This is a genomic window from Pedobacter soli (assembly GCF_900101435.1).
Classification (GTDB): Bacteria; Bacteroidota; Bacteroidia; order Sphingobacteriales; family Sphingobacteriaceae; genus Pedobacter; species Pedobacter soli.
This window is the reverse complement of the sequence record NZ_FMZH01000003.1, coordinates 567542-589823: the sequence shown is the minus strand read 5'-3', so window position 1 is coordinate 589823 and position 22282 is coordinate 567542. Positions and strand designations below refer to the sequence as shown.

The 22282-nt window shown below is 40.7% G+C and carries 15 protein-coding genes and 1 tRNA gene; 6 read left to right on the top strand and 10 right to left on the bottom strand.

Going from position 1 to position 22282, the window contains the following annotated elements; all coding sequences use genetic code 11:
• Positions 1 to 390: 390 nt before the first annotated feature.
• The 3 genes from BLR37_RS09880 to BLR37_RS09870 all read right to left on the bottom strand — a co-directional run bounded on the left by BLR37_RS09880 (position 391) and on the right by BLR37_RS09870 (position 2817).
• A tRNA-Asp gene (locus BLR37_RS09880) sits at positions 391 to 464 on the bottom strand.
• A 103-nt stretch (positions 465 to 567) separates the two neighbouring features.
• The gene (gene prfA / locus BLR37_RS09875; protein ID WP_039477694.1) at positions 568 to 1641 is read right to left on the bottom strand and encodes a peptide chain release factor 1; all 1074 of its coding nucleotides are present in this window, start codon (positions 1639 to 1641) and stop codon (positions 568 to 570) included.
• Positions 1642 to 2067: 426 nt separating this feature from the next.
• Entirely contained in the window at positions 2068 to 2817 is a 750-nt protein-coding gene (locus BLR37_RS09870) for a UDP-2,3-diacylglucosamine diphosphatase (RefSeq protein WP_090767803.1), read from the bottom strand.
• Between the two features lie 584 nt (positions 2818 to 3401).
• On the opposite strand from BLR37_RS09870, the gene BLR37_RS09865 reads away from it, so the two are divergent.
• The 4 genes from BLR37_RS09865 to BLR37_RS09850 all read left to right on the top strand — a co-directional run bounded on the left by BLR37_RS09865 (position 3402) and on the right by BLR37_RS09850 (position 7729).
• A complete protein-coding gene (locus BLR37_RS09865; protein ID WP_090767800.1) occupies positions 3402 to 5528 on the top strand; it encodes a prolyl oligopeptidase family serine peptidase in 2127 nt (708 codons plus the stop codon).
• Positions 5529 to 5534: 6 nt separating this feature from the next.
• Complete coding sequence (locus BLR37_RS09860; RefSeq protein ID WP_090767797.1) at positions 5535 to 6161, top strand: hypothetical protein; 627 nt, start codon at positions 5535 to 5537, stop codon at positions 6159 to 6161.
• Positions 6162 to 6347: 186 nt separating this feature from the next.
• Positions 6348 to 7358, top strand: a complete 1011-nt coding sequence (locus BLR37_RS09855) for an NAD(P)/FAD-dependent oxidoreductase (protein WP_039477703.1) — start codon at positions 6348 to 6350, stop codon at positions 7356 to 7358.
• Between the two features lie 44 nt (positions 7359 to 7402).
• Positions 7403 to 7729: a 2Fe-2S iron-sulfur cluster-binding protein gene (locus tag BLR37_RS09850; RefSeq protein ID WP_025141835.1), complete on the top strand. Its 327-nt coding sequence runs from the start codon at positions 7403 to 7405 to the stop codon at positions 7727 to 7729.
• Between the two features lie 205 nt (positions 7730 to 7934).
• On the opposite strand, the gene BLR37_RS09845 is transcribed toward BLR37_RS09850, so the two are convergent.
• The 6 genes from BLR37_RS09845 to BLR37_RS09820 all read right to left on the bottom strand — a co-directional run bounded on the left by BLR37_RS09845 (position 7935) and on the right by BLR37_RS09820 (position 17383).
• Entirely contained in the window at positions 7935 to 10541 is a 2607-nt protein-coding gene (locus BLR37_RS09845) for a glycoside hydrolase family 2 protein (protein ID WP_090767794.1), read from the bottom strand.
• 112 nt (positions 10542 to 10653) lie between these two features.
• Positions 10654 to 12912 carry a GH92 family glycosyl hydrolase gene (locus BLR37_RS09840; RefSeq protein ID WP_090767791.1) on the bottom strand — a complete coding sequence of 753 codons (2259 nt, stop codon included), beginning with the start codon at positions 12910 to 12912 and terminating at the stop codon, positions 10654 to 10656.
• A gap of 108 nt (positions 12913 to 13020) precedes the next feature.
• Positions 13021 to 14349 (bottom strand): alpha-L-fucosidase, encoded by a 1329-nt coding sequence (locus tag BLR37_RS09835; protein ID WP_090767787.1) that lies wholly within the window; start codon positions 14347 to 14349, stop codon positions 13021 to 13023.
• Positions 14350 to 14381: 32 nt separating this feature from the next.
• Entirely contained in the window at positions 14382 to 16073 is a 1692-nt protein-coding gene (locus BLR37_RS09830) for a S41 family peptidase (protein WP_090767784.1), read from the bottom strand.
• A 191-nt stretch (positions 16074 to 16264) separates the two neighbouring features.
• Positions 16265 to 17116, bottom strand: coding sequence for a carboxylesterase family protein (locus tag BLR37_RS09825; RefSeq protein WP_208599626.1), 852 nt, complete (start codon positions 17114 to 17116; stop codon positions 16265 to 16267).
• A 51-nt stretch (positions 17117 to 17167) separates the two neighbouring features.
• Complete coding sequence (locus BLR37_RS09820; protein WP_039477716.1) at positions 17168 to 17383, bottom strand: hypothetical protein; 216 nt, start codon at positions 17381 to 17383, stop codon at positions 17168 to 17170.
• 247 nt (positions 17384 to 17630) lie between these two features.
• Here BLR37_RS09820 and BLR37_RS09815 point away from each other — a divergent pair, with 247 nt between their 5' ends.
• Both BLR37_RS09815 and BLR37_RS09810 read left to right on the top strand, forming a co-directional pair.
• Positions 17631 to 18233: a porin family protein gene (locus BLR37_RS09815; RefSeq protein ID WP_090767781.1), complete on the top strand. Its 603-nt coding sequence runs from the start codon at positions 17631 to 17633 to the stop codon at positions 18231 to 18233.
• 186 nt (positions 18234 to 18419) lie between these two features.
• The gene (locus BLR37_RS09810; protein WP_090767778.1) at positions 18420 to 20252 is read left to right on the top strand and encodes an outer membrane protein assembly factor BamB family protein; all 1833 of its coding nucleotides are present in this window, start codon (positions 18420 to 18422) and stop codon (positions 20250 to 20252) included.
• 185 nt (positions 20253 to 20437) lie between these two features.
• Here BLR37_RS09810 and BLR37_RS09805 read toward each other — a convergent pair whose 3' ends face one another.
• Positions 20438 to 22282, bottom strand: coding sequence for a RagB/SusD family nutrient uptake outer membrane protein (locus tag BLR37_RS09805; RefSeq protein ID WP_090767776.1), 1845 nt, complete (start codon positions 22280 to 22282; stop codon positions 20438 to 20440).

The window sequence follows — 22282 nt, the reverse complement described above, 5'->3', positions numbered from 1 at the left end:
GATTGAGGCATTTAGCATCACTGCTAAATGTTTCTTCTCCTGTAATCGCGCTTACTCTTGACAGAACTCATTCAGATCTCCCGGGGTAAGACAATCTACTTCCTATGGATGTGGCCCCTGTATCTACGTAATAGTCCCCGTGCAGTATTGGGCTTCTGTTTGTTTAGCAACATCACCCGGACTAGATCCGCCTCATATACAGTTTCTGTTCGTAAGCCCCCATTTTTGCCTCGGACTTCCTTCAGATTCGCAGTCGCCCACGACACCCTTGTCTTAAGCTAACACTTCCTACTGCAAAGCGTGTTCGGGACTTGAACCCTATAGTTGATTGCCATGCCCGGCGCACTAAAACAAAAAAGCCTCAACTTTTTCAAGTTAAGGCTTTTGTTGCGGAATGGACGGGACTCGAACCCGCGACCTCCTGCGTGACAGGCAGGCATTCTAACCAGCTGAACTACCACTCCTTTTGTTCTTCTTTAAAGTTCGAACCTCTTGTCTCTTTCGAGGTTGCAAATATAGAGACTATATATTAATTCGCAAACTTTTTTTTCAAATAATTACAACTCCTTAATTTGCAGCACCTTCCTGCATCTTTTCGGCATTTTCTGCAAACTGAAGGGCATCAATAATCTCCTGGATATCGCCATCCATAATGGTTGGCAGGTTGTACATGGTTAAACCAATACGGTGTTCGGTAACCCTTCCCTGCGGATAGTTGTAGGTTCTGATCTTTGCCGAACGGTCGCCGGTTGATACCATGGTTTTACGTTTAGCAGCAATATCGCCATTCTTTTTCTGCAATTCGATATCGTATAACTTGCTACGCAACATCTCCATGGCAATAATACGGTTACCCAATTGCGAACGCTCACGCTGGCACACCACCACAATACCCGAAGGCTTATGCGTTAACTGAACCTTGGTTTCTACCTTGTTTACGTTCTGTCCACCAGCACCACCCGAGCGCGAGGTTTGCAACTCAATATCGGCAGGGTTAATGTAAAGGTCTATTTCTTCTGCTTCAGGCAATACCGCTACCGATGCTGCCGAGGTATGTACACGCCCCTGGGTTTCAGTATCAGGCACACGTTGTACCCGGTGCACACCACTTTCGTATTTTAACTGGCCATACACATCCTCACCACTCACTTTCAAAATTACCTCTTTGTAACCACCAGCTGTGCCTTCTGTCACATCAACAGTCTCTACATTCCAGCCTTTGGTTTCGAAAAAGCGCGTGTACATCCGGTATAAATCGCCGGCAAATAATGCGGCCTCATCCCCACCAGTACCACCACGAATCTCAAAAACGGCATTTTTGGCATCTTCCGGATCTTTAGGAATCAACATCACGCGTATAGCGCTTTCCATTTCTTCCTGCTGTTTTAACAATAAATCAAGCTCCTCTTTCGCCATTTCGCGCATTTCAGGATCTTTCTCTGCCGTTAAAATTTCTTTATTGGCATCGATATTACTCATCACATTTTTGTAAACCTTATACTCGTCTACAATTTTGCCCAAGTCTTTATATTCTTTATTTAAAGCCGCAAAACGTTTCATATCCTGAATCACATCAGGATTACTCAATTGCTCTTCTACATCTTCCCAGCGTAGCTTTATAGCTTCTAATTTATCTAACATATTTATTCTTGTTGAAGTTTCCCTGCTGTTGGCATAGGGCCAAAAATTTAGGAAAATGCAAAAATAAGGAAAAAAGCTGAATTTGTTTGTTTAGCTGGTATGGTTAATTGGTCAATCAGTTAACCATAAATAGTAATCTGGCTATTCATTGGAAAATGAAAGGTTCTGTGCCAATGGCGGCGCGTAGCCCTGCTATCCCTCCAAGTCCTCTCCCGATGTAAAATCGGGATCCGGGCTTTCCGTTCTATCAGGTTTATCTTGAAAGAACTGTACACCTGGGCTCCATGCAAACCCTAATAGCAGCAGGAAAAAATGTACCTAAACGGGATTGAAGTGGCAGCTCCCGATTTTTCATCGGGACTATAACAAAAAGCCCGGCTAGCATTAAAAAAAGCTTAAGCCACTGCTTTCCAAAAAACAAAAATATTACGGTGTTGGGTTATAGTATTCCAGTTTCAAATCCACGCCATCGAATACAGCGTACGAGCTGTAATTGAGCCACTCACCAATATTTACGTACCGGCTATTATCGCCCAAGGCAATATCCAGCGGCAGATGCCTGTGCCCGAAAATAAAATAATCGAAATGTGTTTGCTGTAACTGTTCTTTGGCGTAAATGGCCAGCCACTCTTTATCCTCACCTAAAAAAACTTCCTTTTCGGTTTGCGCTGCACGGCTTCCCCTGCTCCAGCCATTTGCAATACCAATGCCCAAATTGGGATGTAAACGCGCAAACAACCATTGGCACAGCTTGCTCCTAAAGATCTTACGTAAAAATTTATATTTATTGTCGCCAGGGCCTAAACCATCACCATGGTGCAAATAAAACTTCTTGCCTCCACGCTCCATAATCATTTCGTCGCTAATAATTTCCATCCCAATTTCCCGGGTAAAATAATCGCGTACCCACATATCATGGTTACCTTTAAAGAAATAAATTTTAATCCCTGCATCAGCCATTTCGGCCAGTTTTCCCTGCAAACGGATAAAACCTTTGGGTATTACTTTTGCATACTCGAACCAGAAATCGAAAATATCGCCCATTAAAAAAAGCTCGCCACAGGTGGGGGTTATAAAATTAAGCCAGCTTACAATGCGCGCCTCACGTGCACGGCTTTCGGCATAACTAGGGGTGCCCAAATGAAAATCGGAAGCGAAATAAATGTTCTTGGCCATGTATGCGCAAAGGTAAGGGAAAAAAGCAAAAAGACTAGAGATGAAGCTGAAAGACCAAAGCTAAAAGACCAAAGCCTGATACACAAAAATCGGTGTAATCCTAAACATCGGTGTAATCATCACCTGAAGGATAAAAGCATAAAGACTAAAGACCAAAGCATAGTACACAAAAATCGGTGTAATCCTAAACATCGGTGTAATCATCACCCGAAGGGTAAAAGCATAAAGACTAAAGACCAAAGCTTAGTACACAAAAATCAGTGCAATCTTAACATCGGTGTAATCATCACCCGAAGGATAAAAGCATAAAGACTAAAGACCAAAGCCTACTACTCAAAAATCAGTGCAATCCTAAACATCGGTGTAATCATCACCCGAAGGATAAAAGCATAAAGACTAGAGACCAAAGCCTAGTACACAAAATCAGTGCAATCCTAAACATCGGTGTAATCATCACCCGAAGGGTAAAAGCATAAAGACCAAAGCTTAAAGCTATAACCCTCGCATACTGTCATCGGTGCAATCGCTAAAATCTGTGTAATCCCTACATAAAAACATATATTAGTAAATAAATCCTTTTACTTATGAAAAAACAAATCGTATTCAGCTTATTTGCACTAAGCCTTTTCGCCTGTAAACAGGAAAAGCAAGCCGCAGAAAAAATAACATTAATGAAATACCCCGAAACCAAAAAAGACAGCACCACCGATAATTATTTTGGCACCCCAATAGCCGACCCTTACCGCTGGCTCGAAAACGATACCTCGGCCGAAACAAAAACCTGGGTTGATGCACAAAACAAAGTAACCCAAAACTACCTGGCGCAGATTCCTTACCGTGCCGATATTAAAAAACGGTTAACCGAAATCTGGAATTATCCCAAAGAAACCGCGCCCTTTAAAGTAGGCGAATATTATTTCTTCACCAAAAACGATGGACTGCAAAACCAAAGCATCTGGTTCATTAAAAAAGGATTGGACGGTGCAGAAGAAGTTTTCCTCGATCCAAACAAACTTACTGCCGATGGCACCGCTGCTGTTTCGCTGCTTGGCTTTTCGCACGATAAAAAATACCTGGCCTACTCAGTAGCCCAGGCCGGTTCAGACTGGAGCAACATTTACGTAATGGAAGTAGCCACCAAATTGAAACAGGCCGACGAGCTGAAATGGACCAAATTTTCGGGTGCGGCCTGGCGTGGCGATGGCTTTTATTACAGCAAATTCGATGAGCCCGTAAAAGGCACCGATCTTTCTGCTGCCAATAAATATCAGAAGGTGTACTACCACAAACTGGGCGATCAGCAAAAAAACGATCAGCTGGTTTTTGAAGATAAAACCAATCCGAACCTGTATTTTGGTGCCAGCGTTACCGAAGATGAGCGCTTTTTGGTTATTTATGCCAATGCCGGCACTTCAGGCAATGCCCTGTACTACCAGGATTTAAAATTGCCCGGCAGCAAAATCAGCCAACTGGTAAAAGGTTTTGAAAACAACCATAGTGTAGTTGACAATGTAGGCGACAAACTATTGGTGAGTACCGATTTAGGTGCCGAAAATAAACAGATTGTATTGATAGACCCTAAAAATAACGCCCCCAAAAACTGGCAGAAAATCATCCCCGAATCGAAGCTGGCCATGGAAAACATTTCGACAGGTGGCGGCTTCCTGTGGGCAACCTATTTAAAAGATGCCAGTACCAGCATTGTTCAGTTCGATTTAACCGGCAAAAAAATTAGTGAAGTAAAGCTTCCGGCAATTGGTACGGTTGATGGCTTTGGCGGTTATAAGGAAGATCAGGAGTTCTTTTATTCCTTTTCTAATTTCACCACACCGAGCTCCATTTACCGCTACGATTTAAAGAAAGGTGAATCTACTTTATATCGAAAATCGGCCATCCAACTCAACACCGAAAATTACGAAACCAAACAGGTGTTTTACCCATCAAAAGATGGCACCAAAGTACCCATGTTTATTGTGCATAAAAAAGGCATTAAGCTCGATGGCAATAACCCGGTTTACCTGTATGGCTATGGTGGTTTTCAGATTAGCTTAACTCCAGGTTTTAGCTTGTCGCGCATGTTGTTCTTAGAACATGGAGGTATTTATGTGCAGCCCAGCCTGCGTGGTGGCAGCGAATATGGCGAGGCCTGGCACAAAGGCGGCATGCTCGAAAAGAAGCAAAACGTTTTTGATGACTTTATTGCCGCTGCCGAGTACCTGATTAAAGAAAAATATACCAACCCCGGTAAAATTGCCATTTCGGGTGGCTCAAACGGCGGACTTTTGGTAGGTGCCTGCATGACCCAGCGTCCCGAGCTTTTTAAAGTGGCTTTACCGGCAGTAGGCGTTTTAGATATGCTACGTTACCACAAATTTACGGTTGGCTGGGGCTGGGTAGTAGAATATGGCAGCAGCGATAAAAAAGCGGATTTTGATTATCTGATCAAATACTCGCCTTTGCACAACATCAAAAGTGGCGTAAATTATCCGGCTACCTTAATCACAACCGCCGATCACGATGACCGCGTGGTACCTGCACATTCATTTAAATTTGCGGCTACTTTACAGGAAAAATACAAAGGTAATAACCCAATGCTAATCCGCATTGAAACCAAAGCAGGTCATGGTGCCGGGAAACCGACCACAAAACTGATAGAAGAATCGGCCGATGTATGGAGTTTTGTATTTCAGAATTTGGGGATGAGCTGGTAAAAGAGTATGCTGAAAGTGAAAAAAAAAGCGCTTTGGATTACAACAATTACTTTCTTCTTAATTATCCAAACTGTGTATTATTGGGAAGGCAAGATAGGAATCTTTGCCATCCCAATAACCATAGCGCTGTTTATTAGTTACCTCATTTTATTTTTCCTCTTAATACTGCAAATAACTGCGCTGGTTAAAGAAAAATTCAAAGACAAGCAAAGGATTTATATCAGCAGCACATTGCTTATAGTTTTAATTTTAACAGCATGCTTTCCCTGGGGGATAATAGATTTTGAAAAATTTGAAGGGAAGGATGTGTTAATTGCTGGATGGACTGGTGCTGCGAACTGTACAACGACATTAAAGTTTAAAGAAAATGGTGAGGTTTACAAAAGAGTAAACTGCTTTGGCATAAGAAAAGTAAACTGCAACTATTATGTAAAAAACGATACGATATTTTTTGTCAAAGACGACGATTTAAATATTGAAGACCAATATCAATTTGCCATAATTGGTAAGTCTACATTATCATTCAATAACAAAGATGGCTTATATTTATTTAAAACAAAAAATGATACCCTTCCACACCAATTGATAATCGTTTACAATAAACTGGCATTAAAAAAGCGCTACAAAAATTAATTTCTACAAAATCTATAGACCAATTATAATTTGCTTTAAACCGCCTAAAATGCCTAACTTTTGTTTTTAGTTAGCCTAAGGCATATAAAATATTGAATACAACAGAATTACAAAATTATCTGGAATATTTCTAAATAACAGAATTGATAACACTTTATTTCGTAACTTTGCGTCAAATTTTTTTTAATGATCACTACTGATATAGCCGTAATAGGCGCTGGTCCGGTAGGCTTATTTGCCATTTTTGAAGCCGGTTTATTAAAAATGCGTTGCCATTTAATTGACTACCTGCCTCAGGTTGGCGGTCAGCTGTCTGAAATTTATCCTAAAAAACCGATATACGATATCCCGGGTTATCCTTCTGTTCTGGCTCAGGAGCTTATCGATAACTTAATGGAGCAGGCTAAGCCTTTCCATCCAACCTTTACTTTAGGCGAGCGTATTGAAGGTTTAGAAAAACGCGGCGAAGCCGATTTCGTTTTAACAACCAACATGGGTACCGTTATCGAAGCTAAAGTTGTGGTAATTGCAGGTGGTTTAGGCTGTTTTGAGCCACGTAAACCAGCTGTAGAGAACTTAGAAAATTTTGAAAATGGTAAGGGTGTTAACTACATGATCCTTGATCCGGAGAAATACCGCGATCAGAAAATGGTTATTGCCGGCGGTGGCGACTCTGCTTTAGACTGGACCATCTACCTAGCCGAAGTTTGCTCGGAGCTTACTTTGGTACACAGAAGCGAGAGTTTCCGTGGCGCACCAGATTCGGTTGCTAAAGTAATGGCATTGGCTGAAAGCGGAAAGATTAACCTGATCTTAAACAGTAACCTGCAGGCTGTACACGGAACCGATAAATTAGAAAAGGTTGAAATTGTACAGAACCGCACCATGGAGAAAACGGTCGTAGATGCCGATCATTTAATTCCATTATTCGGTTTAAGCCCTAAATTAGGCCCTATTGAAGACTGGAACTTAAACATCAGCAAAAGTGCAATCGAAGTAAATGTTGATGATTACTCGACCAACATTCCGGGTATTTATGCTATTGGCGATATCAACACCTACACCAATAAACTGAAATTAATTCTGTGTGGTTTCCACGAGGCGGCATTAATGAGCCACAGTGCTTATTCTTACATGAACCCTGGTGTGAAATATACCATGAAATATACAACCGTAAACGGAGTTTCAGAATTTTAAGCTTTCTGCTATATTTGCTTTTCAAATTATAAGCGAGCTAACAAATGGAGAACAACATTAACATATATATGCAAGAGCCGGATGGCTCTGTTACCGAACACGTTGCACCAACTGACATGGGCTTAAGCCTGATGGAGTTTTTAAAGGCATCAGAATACGATATTCTGGCTACCTGCGGCGGAATGGCCCTTTGTGCTACCTGCTGTGTAGACGTTTTGGAGGGTGAAGAGAAACTTAACGAAATGACAGACGATGAGTATGCCATGCTAGATACTTTGCCTGATTTACTACCCAATTCGCGTTTAGCCTGCCAGTTGCAGTTAAACAACAATATGGATGGTTTAAAAGTGAAACTGCACGGCGTTAGCTAGTTGCAAACCGCATAAAACAGAAAAAGGCGATACCGAAAGTATCGCCTTTGCTGTTTCAGACCTCGCAGGTTTTAAAAACCTGCGAGGTCTTGTTTTGCATGAGTCGTGGTTTTGTAATCCACTAAAGGATTTAAAATCCTTAGTACTAAAGTCGGGATTACAAATCCCGACTAACATAAGAGACAAATCCCGACCAACAATTTATCTACTGAATATTTACTTTCTGCTTTTCTACATTCCAGCCATACACCTCCACAGCCAGATTACTTTGTTTACCGGTATATTCTACCGTAACCGTTTTACTTTCGCCCGGCAAAATACTCACATAGTTATCGTCATAAAAAGCAGGTAATATTCTTTCGTTGGTGCTGCCATTAATTAAAGCTACACGATTAAAAAACGCAACCGGGTTTCCTGCAGCGTTGCTTAAAGTAACAGCTACTTTCCCATTGTTCTGATTAGCGGCACTTACTTTTAAAGGTGTTTGCTTCATATTTTTCAAGCCCGAATATTCTCCATCTTTCCCAGGTAGCCAATAAATATTCTCACTCAAGATGTTTTGTTTTTGATCCAGAATTCTTAACGAAACAAAAACCCCTTCTTTTTTATCCAATTTGGTTAAAAACTCATTTAAAGGAAACAGTCTTCTTACTGATGATGGACCAACTGAATTAAATACCTGAGAATAGAAATAATCCTTGCCATCCATATCATAAGCTTTAGCCTGTACCATCAGGTTATTGCGGGTGGCAAAACCATTGTTTACAACGGTTACCATACTATCCAAAGGGTTCATCATCACGTGCAACGGCTCACTTCCTTTTCTTAAGCCATATAAACATGCATTCGGGTCCAGATAATAATCATACATCTGCCCGCGCATAGCCGTCCATGGGTTTTGCGTTTTCCAGATGATGGAACCAGTGTACCAATCCCACATTTTGTTAGAAAAACCTTCCATTAAAGCGCGGTACTGATCGTAATTGGCCAGCTGGGCTTTCATGGCAAAATCTTTGGCATCTTTTGGCTTACCATAAGGGTTAAGGTATTGCTCGTACGAGATGTACTTATGGTAATCCCATACCGAATCTGGCTTGGCTTTATATTGCGGTGCAACCAGGTTTTTCTCCGGAATAAAGCGCAGTAAAGAAGCATAATCGCCCACTCCTACCGAGCCTACTTCAGAGTTGTAAGGGAAGGTTTGTGTTCCCCAGAAAGTTTTAATATCCTGAATGCCGTAAGGTCCGTCGCCATTACCGCCAATCGAATTGTACGACATTTCATCGCTGTTAGAAAAATCGAAAAACTGACGTGTACCATCTAATCTTGGCAGGATATCATTTTTTAAAGGATTTAGAATATCATCTGGGGGTGTAATTTCGTTTCCGCCGCACCAAAAAGCAAGAGATGCATGGTTTCTGATCATTTTGATCTGATCTTCAATTGCAGTTAAAACCAAAGGATGATCATCAGGATAATTTCTTCTGGTCCACTGATCTTCTTTTTTCATCGGATCTACCCAACGGCCATTACAATCGCCGCTAAACCAAAAATCCTGGAAAACCAGCAAACCATATTTATCGCAGGCATTATAAAACTCTGGCCGCTCTAAAATAGCACCTCCCCAAATCCTGATCAGGTTTAGGTTCATATCTTTATGGTAACGTACCTCGGCATCATAACGTGCATCGGTAAAGCGCAGCATCGCATCAGAAATAATCCAGTTACCGCCTTTAATAAAAATCTTTTGGCCGTTTACAAAAGTACCCATGCTTTTGGTATGGTCGTTCCAGATGTTATCAATCTGACGGATTCCCACTTTCAGGGCTTCCTGATCCAACACCTGTGTTGCTGCAACGAATTTGATCTTTAAATCGTAAAGGTTTGGATCGCCGTAACCGCTTGGCCACCATAATTTAGGGTTCTCGATTTGCAAGTCTGCAAGTTTAACCGTAGTAGTCTGCTTGGCCGCTATTGTTGCCGGCTGCTTAATTACTTTTCCTGCTATCTCGTATTGTAAAGTACCCGAGACCGCTTTGCTGGTTTGGTTTTCTACCTCGATACTAACCTTTACTGTTGCTGGATTTTGTTTACCTGTTGCCAGTCTTTTACCCGGCACCAAAGTAACCACATGCGGGTTTTGAATGTTAATGCTCTTTGTTTTTTCGATGGTAACCTTATCCCAAATACCGGTGTTGCGATCGCGGGTAGGCTGAATCCAGTCCCAGCCTGCAGTATATTGTGTTGTTAAACCTTTGGCAATAGTTCCATCGCCTCCCTGACCGCCATTAGGATTGCCCGGAAAATCGGGTGGATAAACAATTACAGCCAATCTGTTTTTGCCATTGGCAGCAAGCAATTGCGTAATATTATATTGCGCGCGTATGTGCATACCCACCTGTGTTTTGGGATTTACTTTTTTGCCGTTTAAATAAATTTCAGCTTTATAGTTAATCCCTCTAAACTGCAACCAAACCTGCTCATTGCCTGTAGCGCGTTCTTCAAAATCCTTTACATACCAATACGTGTAATGCGCATTACCGGTATGGTAAACATCGGCAATCTTTTCGTTGTTCATGCCGTAAAACGGATCAGGCACTTTTTTGTTATTCAACAAGGTGGTAAGCACCGTTCCGGGCACTGTGGCCGGCATCCAGTTATTCAGGACAAAATCGGTTTTAGAAATAGCTGCACCGTCAGCTTTTACGTCTTTAACATTGGTGCAAGTCCATCCCGAATTTAATTCGTAACGCTGTTGTGCGCCAGCCATTAAACCCGAGCAGCATAAAAGCAGTAGCAATATTTTCTTCATTAGTATTGGTATTGATTGGGTGATTTATTGGATGATAAGCGAATGATGGCCTGATTGAATGAGTAGGATATTTCTACTCATTCGATCAGGCACTAATTTAATCATTCTTATATTATTTTGTGGATACGGGTCGGTCAGCAGGTTTTACGCCCCAGGTTGCAGATGGTGTATTACCCATATAAATCTGCATATTACCGCCGGCCATGATGGCTTTATGTAAAATAAATGCTTTAGTGTAAGGTTTACCATTCAGCACAATTTTTTGGATATATTTATTTTCGGCACTGTTTCCGATTACTTTAATATCGAACTTTTTGTTTCCGCTCAATGCAATACTGGCCTCGTTAATTAATGGCGTTCCGAAAACATAAGCCCCGTTTGCCGGATTTACAGGATAAAAGCCCATGGCCGTAAAAATATACCAGGCACTCATTTGCCCAACATCTTCGTTACCGCATAAACCATCGGGCTTTGCTGAATAAAAGTCTTTGTCTATTTTGCGGATCAGATCAGCCGTTTTCCAGGGCTGGCCTGCATAGGTATATAAATAAGTAATGTGGTGGTTGGGCTCGTTGCCTTGAGCATAATTACCAATTAAGCCGCTAATATCTGGCGAACCGTTAGTTCCCAGATCTAAAGGTAAGGTAAACAACGAATCGAGCTTATTGGTGAAAGGTTTATCGCCACCGAAAAGCTTAATCAGTCCTTCAACATCCTGAGGCACTAACCAGGTATACTGCCAGGCATTCCCTTCTACGTAATCATCTTCACGGTGTTTAGATGAAAAAGGATCGAAAGGACTCCTCCAGTTTCCGTTAGCCAGTTTACCACGCATAAACTGTACATTAGGATCGAAATACTGGCTGTATAATTTTGCTCTTTTGCTAAAGTAGTTGTAATCGGCTGTTTTGTTTAAGGCTTTGGCCATTAGTGCAATACAATAATCATCAATGGCGTACTCCAGGGCTTTACCAACTGATTCGTTTACCTTATCGGCCGGAATGTATTTTAATTGCTGAATGTACTCAATACCATCTGTTTTTTGCATGGCTGATTGTTTTACCGCAGCATAAGCCAGGTTAACATCAAAACCACGGTAGCCTTTTAAATAGGCATCAACAATAACCGGTACAGCATGATAACCCACCATGGTGTTGGTTTCGCTACCCATTAAATGCCAAACAGGCAATTTACCCTGTTGTTTGTAAATGGCCAACATGGTGTTTACCACGTCGTTTACTTTATCCTGATGCAAAATGGTAAAAAGCGGGTTAGCTGCACGGTAGGTATCCCATAACGAAAAAGTAGTTAAGTTATTAAAACCCGCATTTTTATATACCTTTTTATCGGTACCCAGATAATCTTTGTTTACATCGTTAAATAACGAAGGGGCCACCATGGTATGGTACAGGGCAGTATAAAAAACTTTTTTGGTGGTATTAGAAGCACCAATTTTCACTTTTGCCAGTTCTTTTTCCCATTTGGCATCGGCTTTTTTAACGGTTGCAGCAAAATCCCAGTTGGGCAACTCGGTTTTTAAGTTTAAAATGGCATTATCGATACTTACCGGTGATAGCGCTACTTTAATTTGCAGTTTATTATTATTAATGGCAGCAAAATCGACAACAGCTTTCAGCTTTTTGCCGGTTAGGGCTTTGCCGCTTTTAACAGCTGTGCTATCGTATAAGGTAATGTTTTTAATGGGTTGCGAAAGCTTAATTACAAAATACAAGCGCTGATCGTTAGACCAGCCTTTCGAATTTCGATGTCCAACAATTGTAGTCGCATCAAGCTGTTTAAAAGAAGCAGATACCGGGGCATCCCAGCCAATCCCTTCTATCAAATCGATGATAATGTGTGGATTTTCTACTGCATTTTTAAAGGTATATTGGTGAAAACCTACCCTTTCGGTAGCGGTTAGTTCGGCTTTAATTCCGTATTTATCCAGCAATACACTGTAATAACCCGCTTTAGCTATTTCGTTCTGGTGCGAAAAAGTCGATAAATAACCTGCGGGATCTTCTGCAGTCTTACCCTTTTCTAACAGGGTTTTTCCGGTAGCGGGCATGATGGAAATATCGCCCAGATCGCCAATTCCTGTACCACTCAGATGGGTGTGCGCGAAACCGGTAATGGTATTGCTGGCATAGTTATAGCCGCTACACCAGTCCCAGCCCTCAAAAATATTGTTTGGGCCTAGCTGTACTGCACCAAAAGGCACATTGGCTCCTACAAAAACGTGACCATGTTTTGCCGAACCAATCAGCGGATCGACATATTGGGTCAATTTTGTTTTTTGCTGTGCAAAGGCTTGATTAACACATAAAGAGGCAGTTAAAAATAGAATAGACGAGATTTTGTTGAAATGCATGGTTTATATCCTACAATAGGTTTAAAAGCCCTAAAAGTAAAACGTTTTACGTTAATTTTCATTTAAAATGAAAAAGAATTACATCCAACCTATAAAGTTTTAAGCCATTTATTGCGCTATATCCAGCACAATTACATGGTCAGGTTCGCTAGTATTCACCGCACTATTCAGGCTTAGCTTTCCATTTTTAAAGGTATAATTTACTGCAGTTTTATCTTTCAGCAAATAAGCTTTTTTAATTTTTTTTGCAGGAACATTTTCCAGATCTAGCGTATTGGTTTTACCATCCAGAATGTGGATATAGATATTTTTATCGGTTTGGGTAATGCTTCCCCAGGCCTGAGGTTTAATAAAACCAGCTTTAGTATTGTAAATACTCTCGCCATAAACCTTTAACCAGGCACCCATGCCCGCTAAACGATCCTGAAATTCGGGCTGGATTTTACCATTTGGCATCGGGCCAATGTTAAGCAGCAGGTTTGAACCCAAACTGGCAGCCTTCACCAGCATATTTACTAACTCTTTATTCGATTTGTAATGGGTATCGCTCAAATTGTAACCCCAAGAATTTGAAATCGTTTCGCAGGTTTCTAACGGGAGTTTATCTGATGCTTCCTGAAAACTTAAGCCTGATTTATTTTCGCCGGGAAGATCGCGCTCAAACATCTGAAAATCTTCGCCTGCAAAGGGGCTCAGGTGGTGGTTATTCCCGATCATGCACTGTGGCTGCAATTTATGGATGAGCCCATAAATTTCATTGTATTTCCAATCGATACGCGATGTCCGGTCTTTTTCACCCTCAGGTGCGGTCTGGTCCCAGTGACCATCAAACCAGATGCCTCCAATTTCGCCGTAATTGGTTAACAGTTCGGTCAGCTGGTTTTTCATAAACTGCAGGTAACTGGCATAATCACCTTTACCTGTTCTGCCCGAATTCTGACCTGTGCGACCTGTTTCATGCGGATAATCTTCCCGGCGCCAATCGAGTAAAGAATAATACAGATACAATTGTACGCCTTGCTTATGGCATTCATCAGCCATCATTTTTACGATGTCCTTTTTGTAAGGCGTATTCATGATGTTAAAATCAGAATATTTGGTATCCCACATGCTAAAACCATCGTGGTGGCGGGTAATCAGCGTAATGTATTTCATACCGGCATTTTTAGCCATGCTTACCCATTGCGCAGCGTTAAACTCCGTTGGATTGAAAAAATCTTTCAGATTGGTGTAGTTATGCACATTCAGCTTCCTCTCGTTCATTACCCATTCGCCACTTCCGGGGATACTGAACGGGCCCCAGTGAATAAAGAGACCAAACCGGGCATCGTTAAACCAGGCGCGTTGTTTTAAATTGGATGCTGCAGGCACATAATCCTGCGCTTTTAACTGCAGGCCAAACAACAGGACTAAGCCTATTATTGCTAATTTTTTCATAAAATGACAGGGTATATTTGGTTAGGTTTTTATTAGTTAATAGAAGCAGTAGCCTTGCTTGGTTTTCCAATTACTTTGTAGTTGCCATCACCTTTCAATATCGCCAAAATCTGCGATTGGTTGGTAAATAGATTTTTAGCCGCAGCCAGTTCTTTATCGTATTGGAAACTTTGCTCAATCCTGCCTTTTTCGTAGAAATAACGGCTCACAATCTGGGTTTCGAGCACACGTTTAATCTCTGCTTTGTGCGTAGCCAAATCTGTTTTTTTAGAGGAAGTAAGTTTGTATTTCAGGTTCTCAAGATCGGTTTTTACTTCGGCCGATTTATTTTCCTTTTCAGCTTCTGCGCGCAAATCAGAAAGCAACCTTTCGGTACGGCTTAAATAGGTTAAATCTTTATCGGCCAAACTACCCGAAAAGGCAGCATAGTCTGCATCAGAAAGCTGAAAGGTTTTTGCCGCAGCTAAAGTTGGCTTTTCCTTTTTGTACAGGTTGGCGTAATTAAAGAAAAGGTTTTTATTGAGCATAGAAATGGTTATCGGGCTCAATTTTGCGGCATCGACCACAATATCCGGATAAACACCATTGCCACTGTATACATTTCTGCCTGCTTTGGTTTGGTACATCACCATTGTAGAATCGGCAAAGCGTTCGGCTACGCCATCGGCATTTTTATGCGCATAATCTAATTTCTGGATGCAACGGCCAGATGGGGTATAATATTTAGCTACGGTTACTTTTACCAAACTGTTGTAAGGCAGGTTAAACGTTTGTTGTACCAAGCCTTTGCCGTAACTGCGTTGGCCAATTACAATGGCACGATCTAAATCCTGCAATGAGCCCGCTACAATTTCAGAAGCCGAAGCCGAATTTCCGTTTACCAGCACCACCAAAGGAACCGATGTAGAAACCGGGGCAAAAAGCGTTTTATAACTAAGGGTTTTTTCTGCGTTTTTACCTTTTTGGGTAACAATCAGCTGATCTTTATTTACAAAAAGGTTCACTATTTTAACGGCCTCCTGCAAAATACCTCCACCATTATTTCTTAAATCGAGTACTACACCTTTTGGATTTTCTTTTTGGATAGCCAGCAAAGCGTCTTTAACTTCCTGACCAGAGTTTTCTAAAAATTTATCGAGCTTAATGTAGCCAATACCATCGCCAACCATGCCCGAGTAAGAAACATTGGGTTGTTTAATTTCTTCGCGCGTTAGTTTTTTGCTTAACTCTTTACCATCTCTGATCACCACCAAATCAACCGGGGTACCTTTTGGTCCGCGCAACAACTGGCTGATTTCGGCACGGTCTTTACCTTTAACGGCTATTCCATTTATACTTACCAGCTGATCGCCAGGTTTAACCTCGCTTTTATAAGCAGGATAACCCTCGCTAATGTCGTTTATAAACAATTTACCATCAATAAAAACGGTGCTGGCCCCAATACCACCGTATTGCGTGCTCACATACTTCAGTTTATAATCTTCGATTTCCGATTCGGGAACGTACTCAGTGTAGGGATCGAGACTATCGAGCATAGCATCAATTCCCGTACGCATTAACTTGGGCGCATTGGTATCATCAACATAGTTAATGTTGATTTCTTTATACAAGGAGGCAAAAATATCCAGGTTTTTAGAAACCAGAAACAAATCTTCTTTGAAAGAGAAAGATAAAGCAGCCACGCCAACGCCTGCCGCTAAAAGACCATATTTTAGTTTCTTCATAACCTTATTATTTTGGCCCCAAACGGTGCATTTTAAATAAAAGGCAGCTTATAGGGTAAATTATTTATCGTTTTAGTAGAAACGTAAATGTACAAAAACCAATAAAGATTAAAAACAGCTTATTTTGGGCAGGCGTAAATTAAGCGTTACGCAATAAACCGCCCAAATAATAGACCGGGCCAGGTCATTTCTTATTTATGCCGGGCAAACAGCCAGGCAGGTATCTGAGCCGTAACCAATAGTGGAATGGTAATGAGGTTATGATCTAACTTGTTGTAAGTAGTAAAATACAAATTTGAATTGCCTTTCATTGCCTGATATAAATACTCGCTTCCCTGGTATGGATTTTCATCATCCTGTCTGCCATGAATTAACCAGATTGGTTTTTGACGAATTCCATCTATATTAACGAAATCGGGCACTGCAGCAATAGCAACCATAGCGGCAAAGGTTTTAGGAGCCATATTCATCAGGTTTTGTGCAGTAGATGCCCCCATAGAGTAGCCGACCAAATAAATACGATTGGTATCTATCTGCGGATACTTAGTTTTAACTTCGCGGATTAAATCCAGCAATAAATAAACATCATCTGATGGTTTAGAGATTAAGCAATGACGTGCTGAATCTGGATAATAATTTGATGAACGTGTTTGAAACTGCGGAGCAATGACGAATGCGGGGTATTTGCTCCGTATTTCCGAACGCAACCAGATCCTGGCCAATGGCTCCAATTGCCTTTCGTTGTCTGTGCCTATCCGCGTTGAGTTATGAAAGGTAATCACCAGGGGATATTTAAGCTGGCTACTTCCTGCTTCCGGCAATAGTAATCTATAATTAATCGACTTTCCTGCCTTGACGAAAGTCTGTTTCAGGTATGGATCAGCGGATAAATCATTTAATTGTTTTCGGGTTTGAGCTGACGTTAAACTATCGGGAAAGGCATCATCAAATACCTGTTGCTGTGCAGATGCTGTAAGCGCAGCTAAGCAGAGCAAAGATGCCAGCATAAAAGAGGCACGTTGCCTAAGCAAGGTAGAATACATGGAGCGCTAGTACTTATTCAACTTGGTAACAGAAGGCTGAAAATGGAAACCCTAAAGTCTGTTTCCTTTAGTATCGGCCAGCGCTTTCTGAATGGTAAATTCAATATAGGTACGGTCGCGTTTAACCAAACGCATTAAATCTTCAACCAGCTGATCTTCTTTACCGGGCTCAAATGCCAAAGGTTCGTTCGCCAGATCGCGGTATTTCCTTAAGAATTTGGTTTTTACTTTAAATGCGGTTTCAGAAGTGAGTTGAAAATTAGCCATGGCATATTTTATTTGATGCAAAAGTAAAAAATATTTATTCAGGTTAATACCTTTTTATGCGATCTGACAAAAAAAACAGACATTCGCAAAAAATTCTTGCACGATAATTGTGTTAAAACTGCGTTATAAAATCTAACCCGGATCAAAAACTGTCTGGTGCGCTAAAAAAGAAGCTATGGGCATTAAATCTTTTTAAAAATGCTACACGCATGTTTTTGATTTTATAACCTTAAAAATTTAAACTAAAATGAAAAAGATCATCTTCTCTATTGTTTTCCTAACCATAGGTTGGGCAACAGCAAAGGCACAAACTTTTAACCTGGGGGTTAAAGCAGGTGTTAACTTAGCTAAGTTAAATTCGGATTTCGCAAGCGAAGAAAACCGTTTAGGCTATCAGATCGGTGCCTGGGCACGTATTGGTGGCGCCAGCTTTTATGTACAGCCAGAGGCTTACATTGGCAGTAAAGGCAACAAATTTATCAGCTTTCAGCAAGATAATGGCAACGAAGTATCGGCAGAAGGAAAAGTAAAATTTACCACCCTTGATGTTCCGGTTTTATTGGGAACCAAATTCGGCGCTAAAAACCTAAACTTCCGCTTAATGGCTGGTCCGGTTATTTCTTTTGTGTTAGATGAAAATTCGACTTTTAGCTCAGCTTACCAACAGGCAACTGATTTCGACAATTACAAAAACCAGGCTTTGGGCTTACAGGCAGGTGCAGGTGTTGATGTAGGCAGCATTTCGGTTGACTTACGTTATGAAGCCGGTTTATCGAACATCAGCAAAAGTGAAAAATACACACAGAAACCAAACCTTTTCCAATTGAGTTTAGGATTTAAGATTTTGTAATTTTTTACTTATCCCAACAAAAAAGGCAACCAATGGTTGCCTTTTTTGTTGAATAGATTCTTCAGATAAGAAGCAGTATTTTTTAACCTTGCGTGGCAAATTTATTAACATGTAAAAATGGCATTACAGCCCGGATTAAACCTTAAAAATTGTCGATTTTTATAGTTAAAAATTAATTAGAAAGACATGAAACATCCTATCTTTTTACTGTTAGCAATCCTAATATCGCTCACGGTGAAAGCCCAAAATTTTAAATATGCTTTTGTAACCGATACGCACGTGGGTTCATCAACCGGTGAGGAGGACCTTAACCAGACTGTGGCAGATATCAATGCATTAAAAGATATAGATTTTGTAATCATAACCGGCGATATCACAGAAATGGGTACCAATAGCGAACTTAAGCTGGCTAAAAATATCTTTTCTAAATTAAATAAGCCCTATCACATTATTCCTGGCAACCACGATACGGGTTGGTCAGAATCGGGCGGTGTAAATTTTATCAAGGAATTTGGGAATGATAAATTTACATTCGATCATAATGGTTACCGCTTTATTGCATGTGCATCAGGACCGTACGTACGAATGAGCGATGGGCATATCCCCAGAGATGCCACAGTTTGGTTAGACAGTGTACTTAAGACCACACCTAAAAACATGCCTATTGTTTTCGCAAACCACTACCCTTTGGATAATAGCCTTGATAATTGGTATGAAGCAACTGACTTATTGAAGAAATACAACATTCAATATGCAATATGTGGCCACGGACACAATAATCACTCTTACAACTTTGAAGGTATTGAGGCAACTATGGGTCGTTCTAATTTACGGGCTAAAGATAGCGTTGGTGGTTACAACATTGTAAGCATGACCAGAGACAGCGTGTTTTTTCAAACGAAAAAACCAATGCAGGATATTCTTTCTGTTTGGCGAAAAATAGCATTAAAAACGTTTATAAATGACGATAAAAAATATGACCGTCCTGATTTTAAGATTAATAATAAATACCCTGCAGCTAAAGAAGCCTGGTCTTACCATTCCAATGCCAATGTGGTAAATACGCCGACATATGCCTCGAACAATGTTATTTTCGGCAATAGTTTAGGCTTAGTAGAAGCAATAAATAAAAATAGTGGTAAAAAAGTTTGGACGTTTAGTACCAAAGGCGCCATCTACTCGTCTCCCGTGGCAGTTAATGGTACAGTTATTTTAGGCTCAGGTGATGGAACAATTTATGCCTTAAATGCAAAAACCGGAAAAGAAATCTGGCATAAAGAAACCAGCAATTCGGTCTTGGGATCGCCGATAGTAAACAGGGAACAGGTATATATTGGCGGTAGCGACAATACCTTTAGGGCCCTTGATATTAAAACAGGAAAGGAAATCTGGGCTTTTAAAGAAGTAGAAGGCTCTATTGTTGGCAAACCGCTTCTATATCAGGGTAAAATTATATTTGGATCTTGGGGCAGGCATTTGTATGCCCTTGATATGAACTCCGGAAACCTGCTTTGGAAATGGAACAACGGACAAACCAACAGAATGTTTTCGCCAGCAATGGTAACGCCAGTAGCCTATCAGGGTATTGTTTACATTGCTGCTCCTGACCGTTATTTAACGGCTATTGATGTAAACAGTGGCAATACGCTTTGGCGAAATAAAGAAGCTTCTGTCAGAGAGTCAATTGGTCAGTCGGCAGATAGCACACTTATTTACGGCAAAACCATGCAGGATGAAATTGTAGCTTACAAAGCACAGGCGCAAGACCCTGGGGTATTATGGCGTTATAATGTTGGTTTTGGCTATGAGCATATTCCATCGATGCTGATTGAAAAAGATGGAAAAGTTTTTTTCGGAACAAAAAACGGAGTGGTTTACGCTGTTGACCCTAAACAACAAAGCACTGTTTGGGCACATAAAATAGATAATTCTATGATCAACACTGTCAATGTGATTGATAGTAAAAATATTATTGCCAGCACCATGGATGGCAAAGTAGTATGGATAAAAACCAAATAATTTGTATAAAAAAACCTTCTCAAGCCTATTTGACTTGAGAAGGTCGCATTAACTAACTGGTAGTATCAAATATTACCAGCCTGTAGTTTGTGTAAGGATAAAAACCAAATAATTTGTATAAAAAAAACCTTCTCAAGCCTATTTGACTTGAGAAGGTCGCATTAACTAACTGGTAGTATCAAATATTACCAGCCTGTAGTTTGTGTAAGTTTATAGCCTTTCTCCTGATATTGAATAATTTGCGCCTGACCAACAGGAGCTAAATAAGACTTATCAGTAAATGCATTTCTGTTGGCGGCATTAGTAACCATCCAGTAACCTACCATAGCCGCAGCGTTAGTCCCATCATAAGTAACTACAGTACCATCAGCCTTTTTAACTTTCACGTTTTTAGCTGTTGCATTAGCAGCAGTTAAATAGCTTGAAGCTTCGGTTTGTACATTTACCCATGGTCCTAAGTAGTAATCAGCATTGGTACTAAAATCCATATTATTCAGTTTTTTCCAGCGTTTTAAATCGAGTAAACGGGTGTGCTCGAACACAAATTCCATACGACGTTCTCTGCGTATTTCCCAGATCAGATCAGGAACGTCTGCATCTCTAGCTGGATCAACCGGAAGTGCTCCTATGGTTAAAGGTGCAGTTTTTAATACTCCTTTTGCTGTAGCGGCAGCATCTAAAGGGCGGTTGCGGATGGCATTTACCGATTTATTTAAATCAGCCTGGGTTACTGCCGCCCCTCCAAAATATTGGGCCAAAACAGCCTTAGCTTCTATCCAGTTTAATACAACTTCGGCCAGGCGCATTACAGGTGCATCGCTGGTGTTGGTATTACTACCCCAGGCAGCCGGATAGGTTTTGCCGATATAGGTTAATGCTTCTCTTGAGGCAAACTTAAAACCATAAAGCAAAGTTGCCGATGGCACCAAAGCCTTATCGTAAAAAGAAGCTTCGAAACGAGGGTCCCTCGTTTTTACCAGATCAGCAATAGTAAACGAGTTAGCACCTGTAACAGATGAGTTTTGCCACACCTTGCCATCATTAAGCAGGAAAGATTTGATTAAAACCAAATTGGCATCTACACCGACTACTTCAGTTCCGTTTTGATAAGAGCCAATACTGTGTGTAACGGCTAATGCTGCATCATAGGTTCTGTAGAGCAATACTTCTGGGTGGCCTGCCAGGTTATCGCTTGAAAACAATGATTTGAAATCGCGGCTAAAATTATATTTATTGCTATTAATTACATAATCACCTGCTTCAACTGCAAATTCTAAATATTTTTTTGCTCTGGCAGCATCTAAGCCATGATAATGTTCATATGTTCCTTCAAACAACATAAATCTTGAAATAAATGCTGCAGCGATATATTTGTTTAAAAACTGTGCGCCATCATTATCACGCATATTGGCCATCACATATTTAAAATCATCATAAACCTTATCCATTACCACTCCCCTTGCATCCCTGTCTTTGTATAAAGTTGCCAGATCGTTATCCGAAACTTCTTTATCAAAATAAGGAACATCGCCAAAAACACTTACCAAACGGCTATATTCAAAGCCTCTGAAGAAACGGGCGACAGCTGACCAATGGTTGTAGGCTTCTGTAGTAATTTTTGGCTTAGCCACATCATTTAAACGGGCCAGCATAACATTTGATTTTCTAATCCAGGCAAAATCCCAGGTTGGTCCTGCATAAGTACCTAACCAATCTGCCGCTTCCGACGATGAGCCCCTTGATGTTGGAACACTACTTTCGAAACTGGTTTGCGCATTCTTTCCGGTTAAATCATCAGAAAAAGTGTAACCTCGTACAGGCGTATAATCTACACCAAAACCAGAATTATAACCGTTAAAATAGTTGGTGTAATAACTATTTGCATACATGCGGATATCATCTTCTCCACGCCAGTATTGTCCATCTACATAATCGGTTAATGGTGGACGATCTAAAACATCCTTATTACATGATGCCAAAAGCAGGCAAGCCAAAACCGGCAATCCATATATATATTTAAAATATTTCAT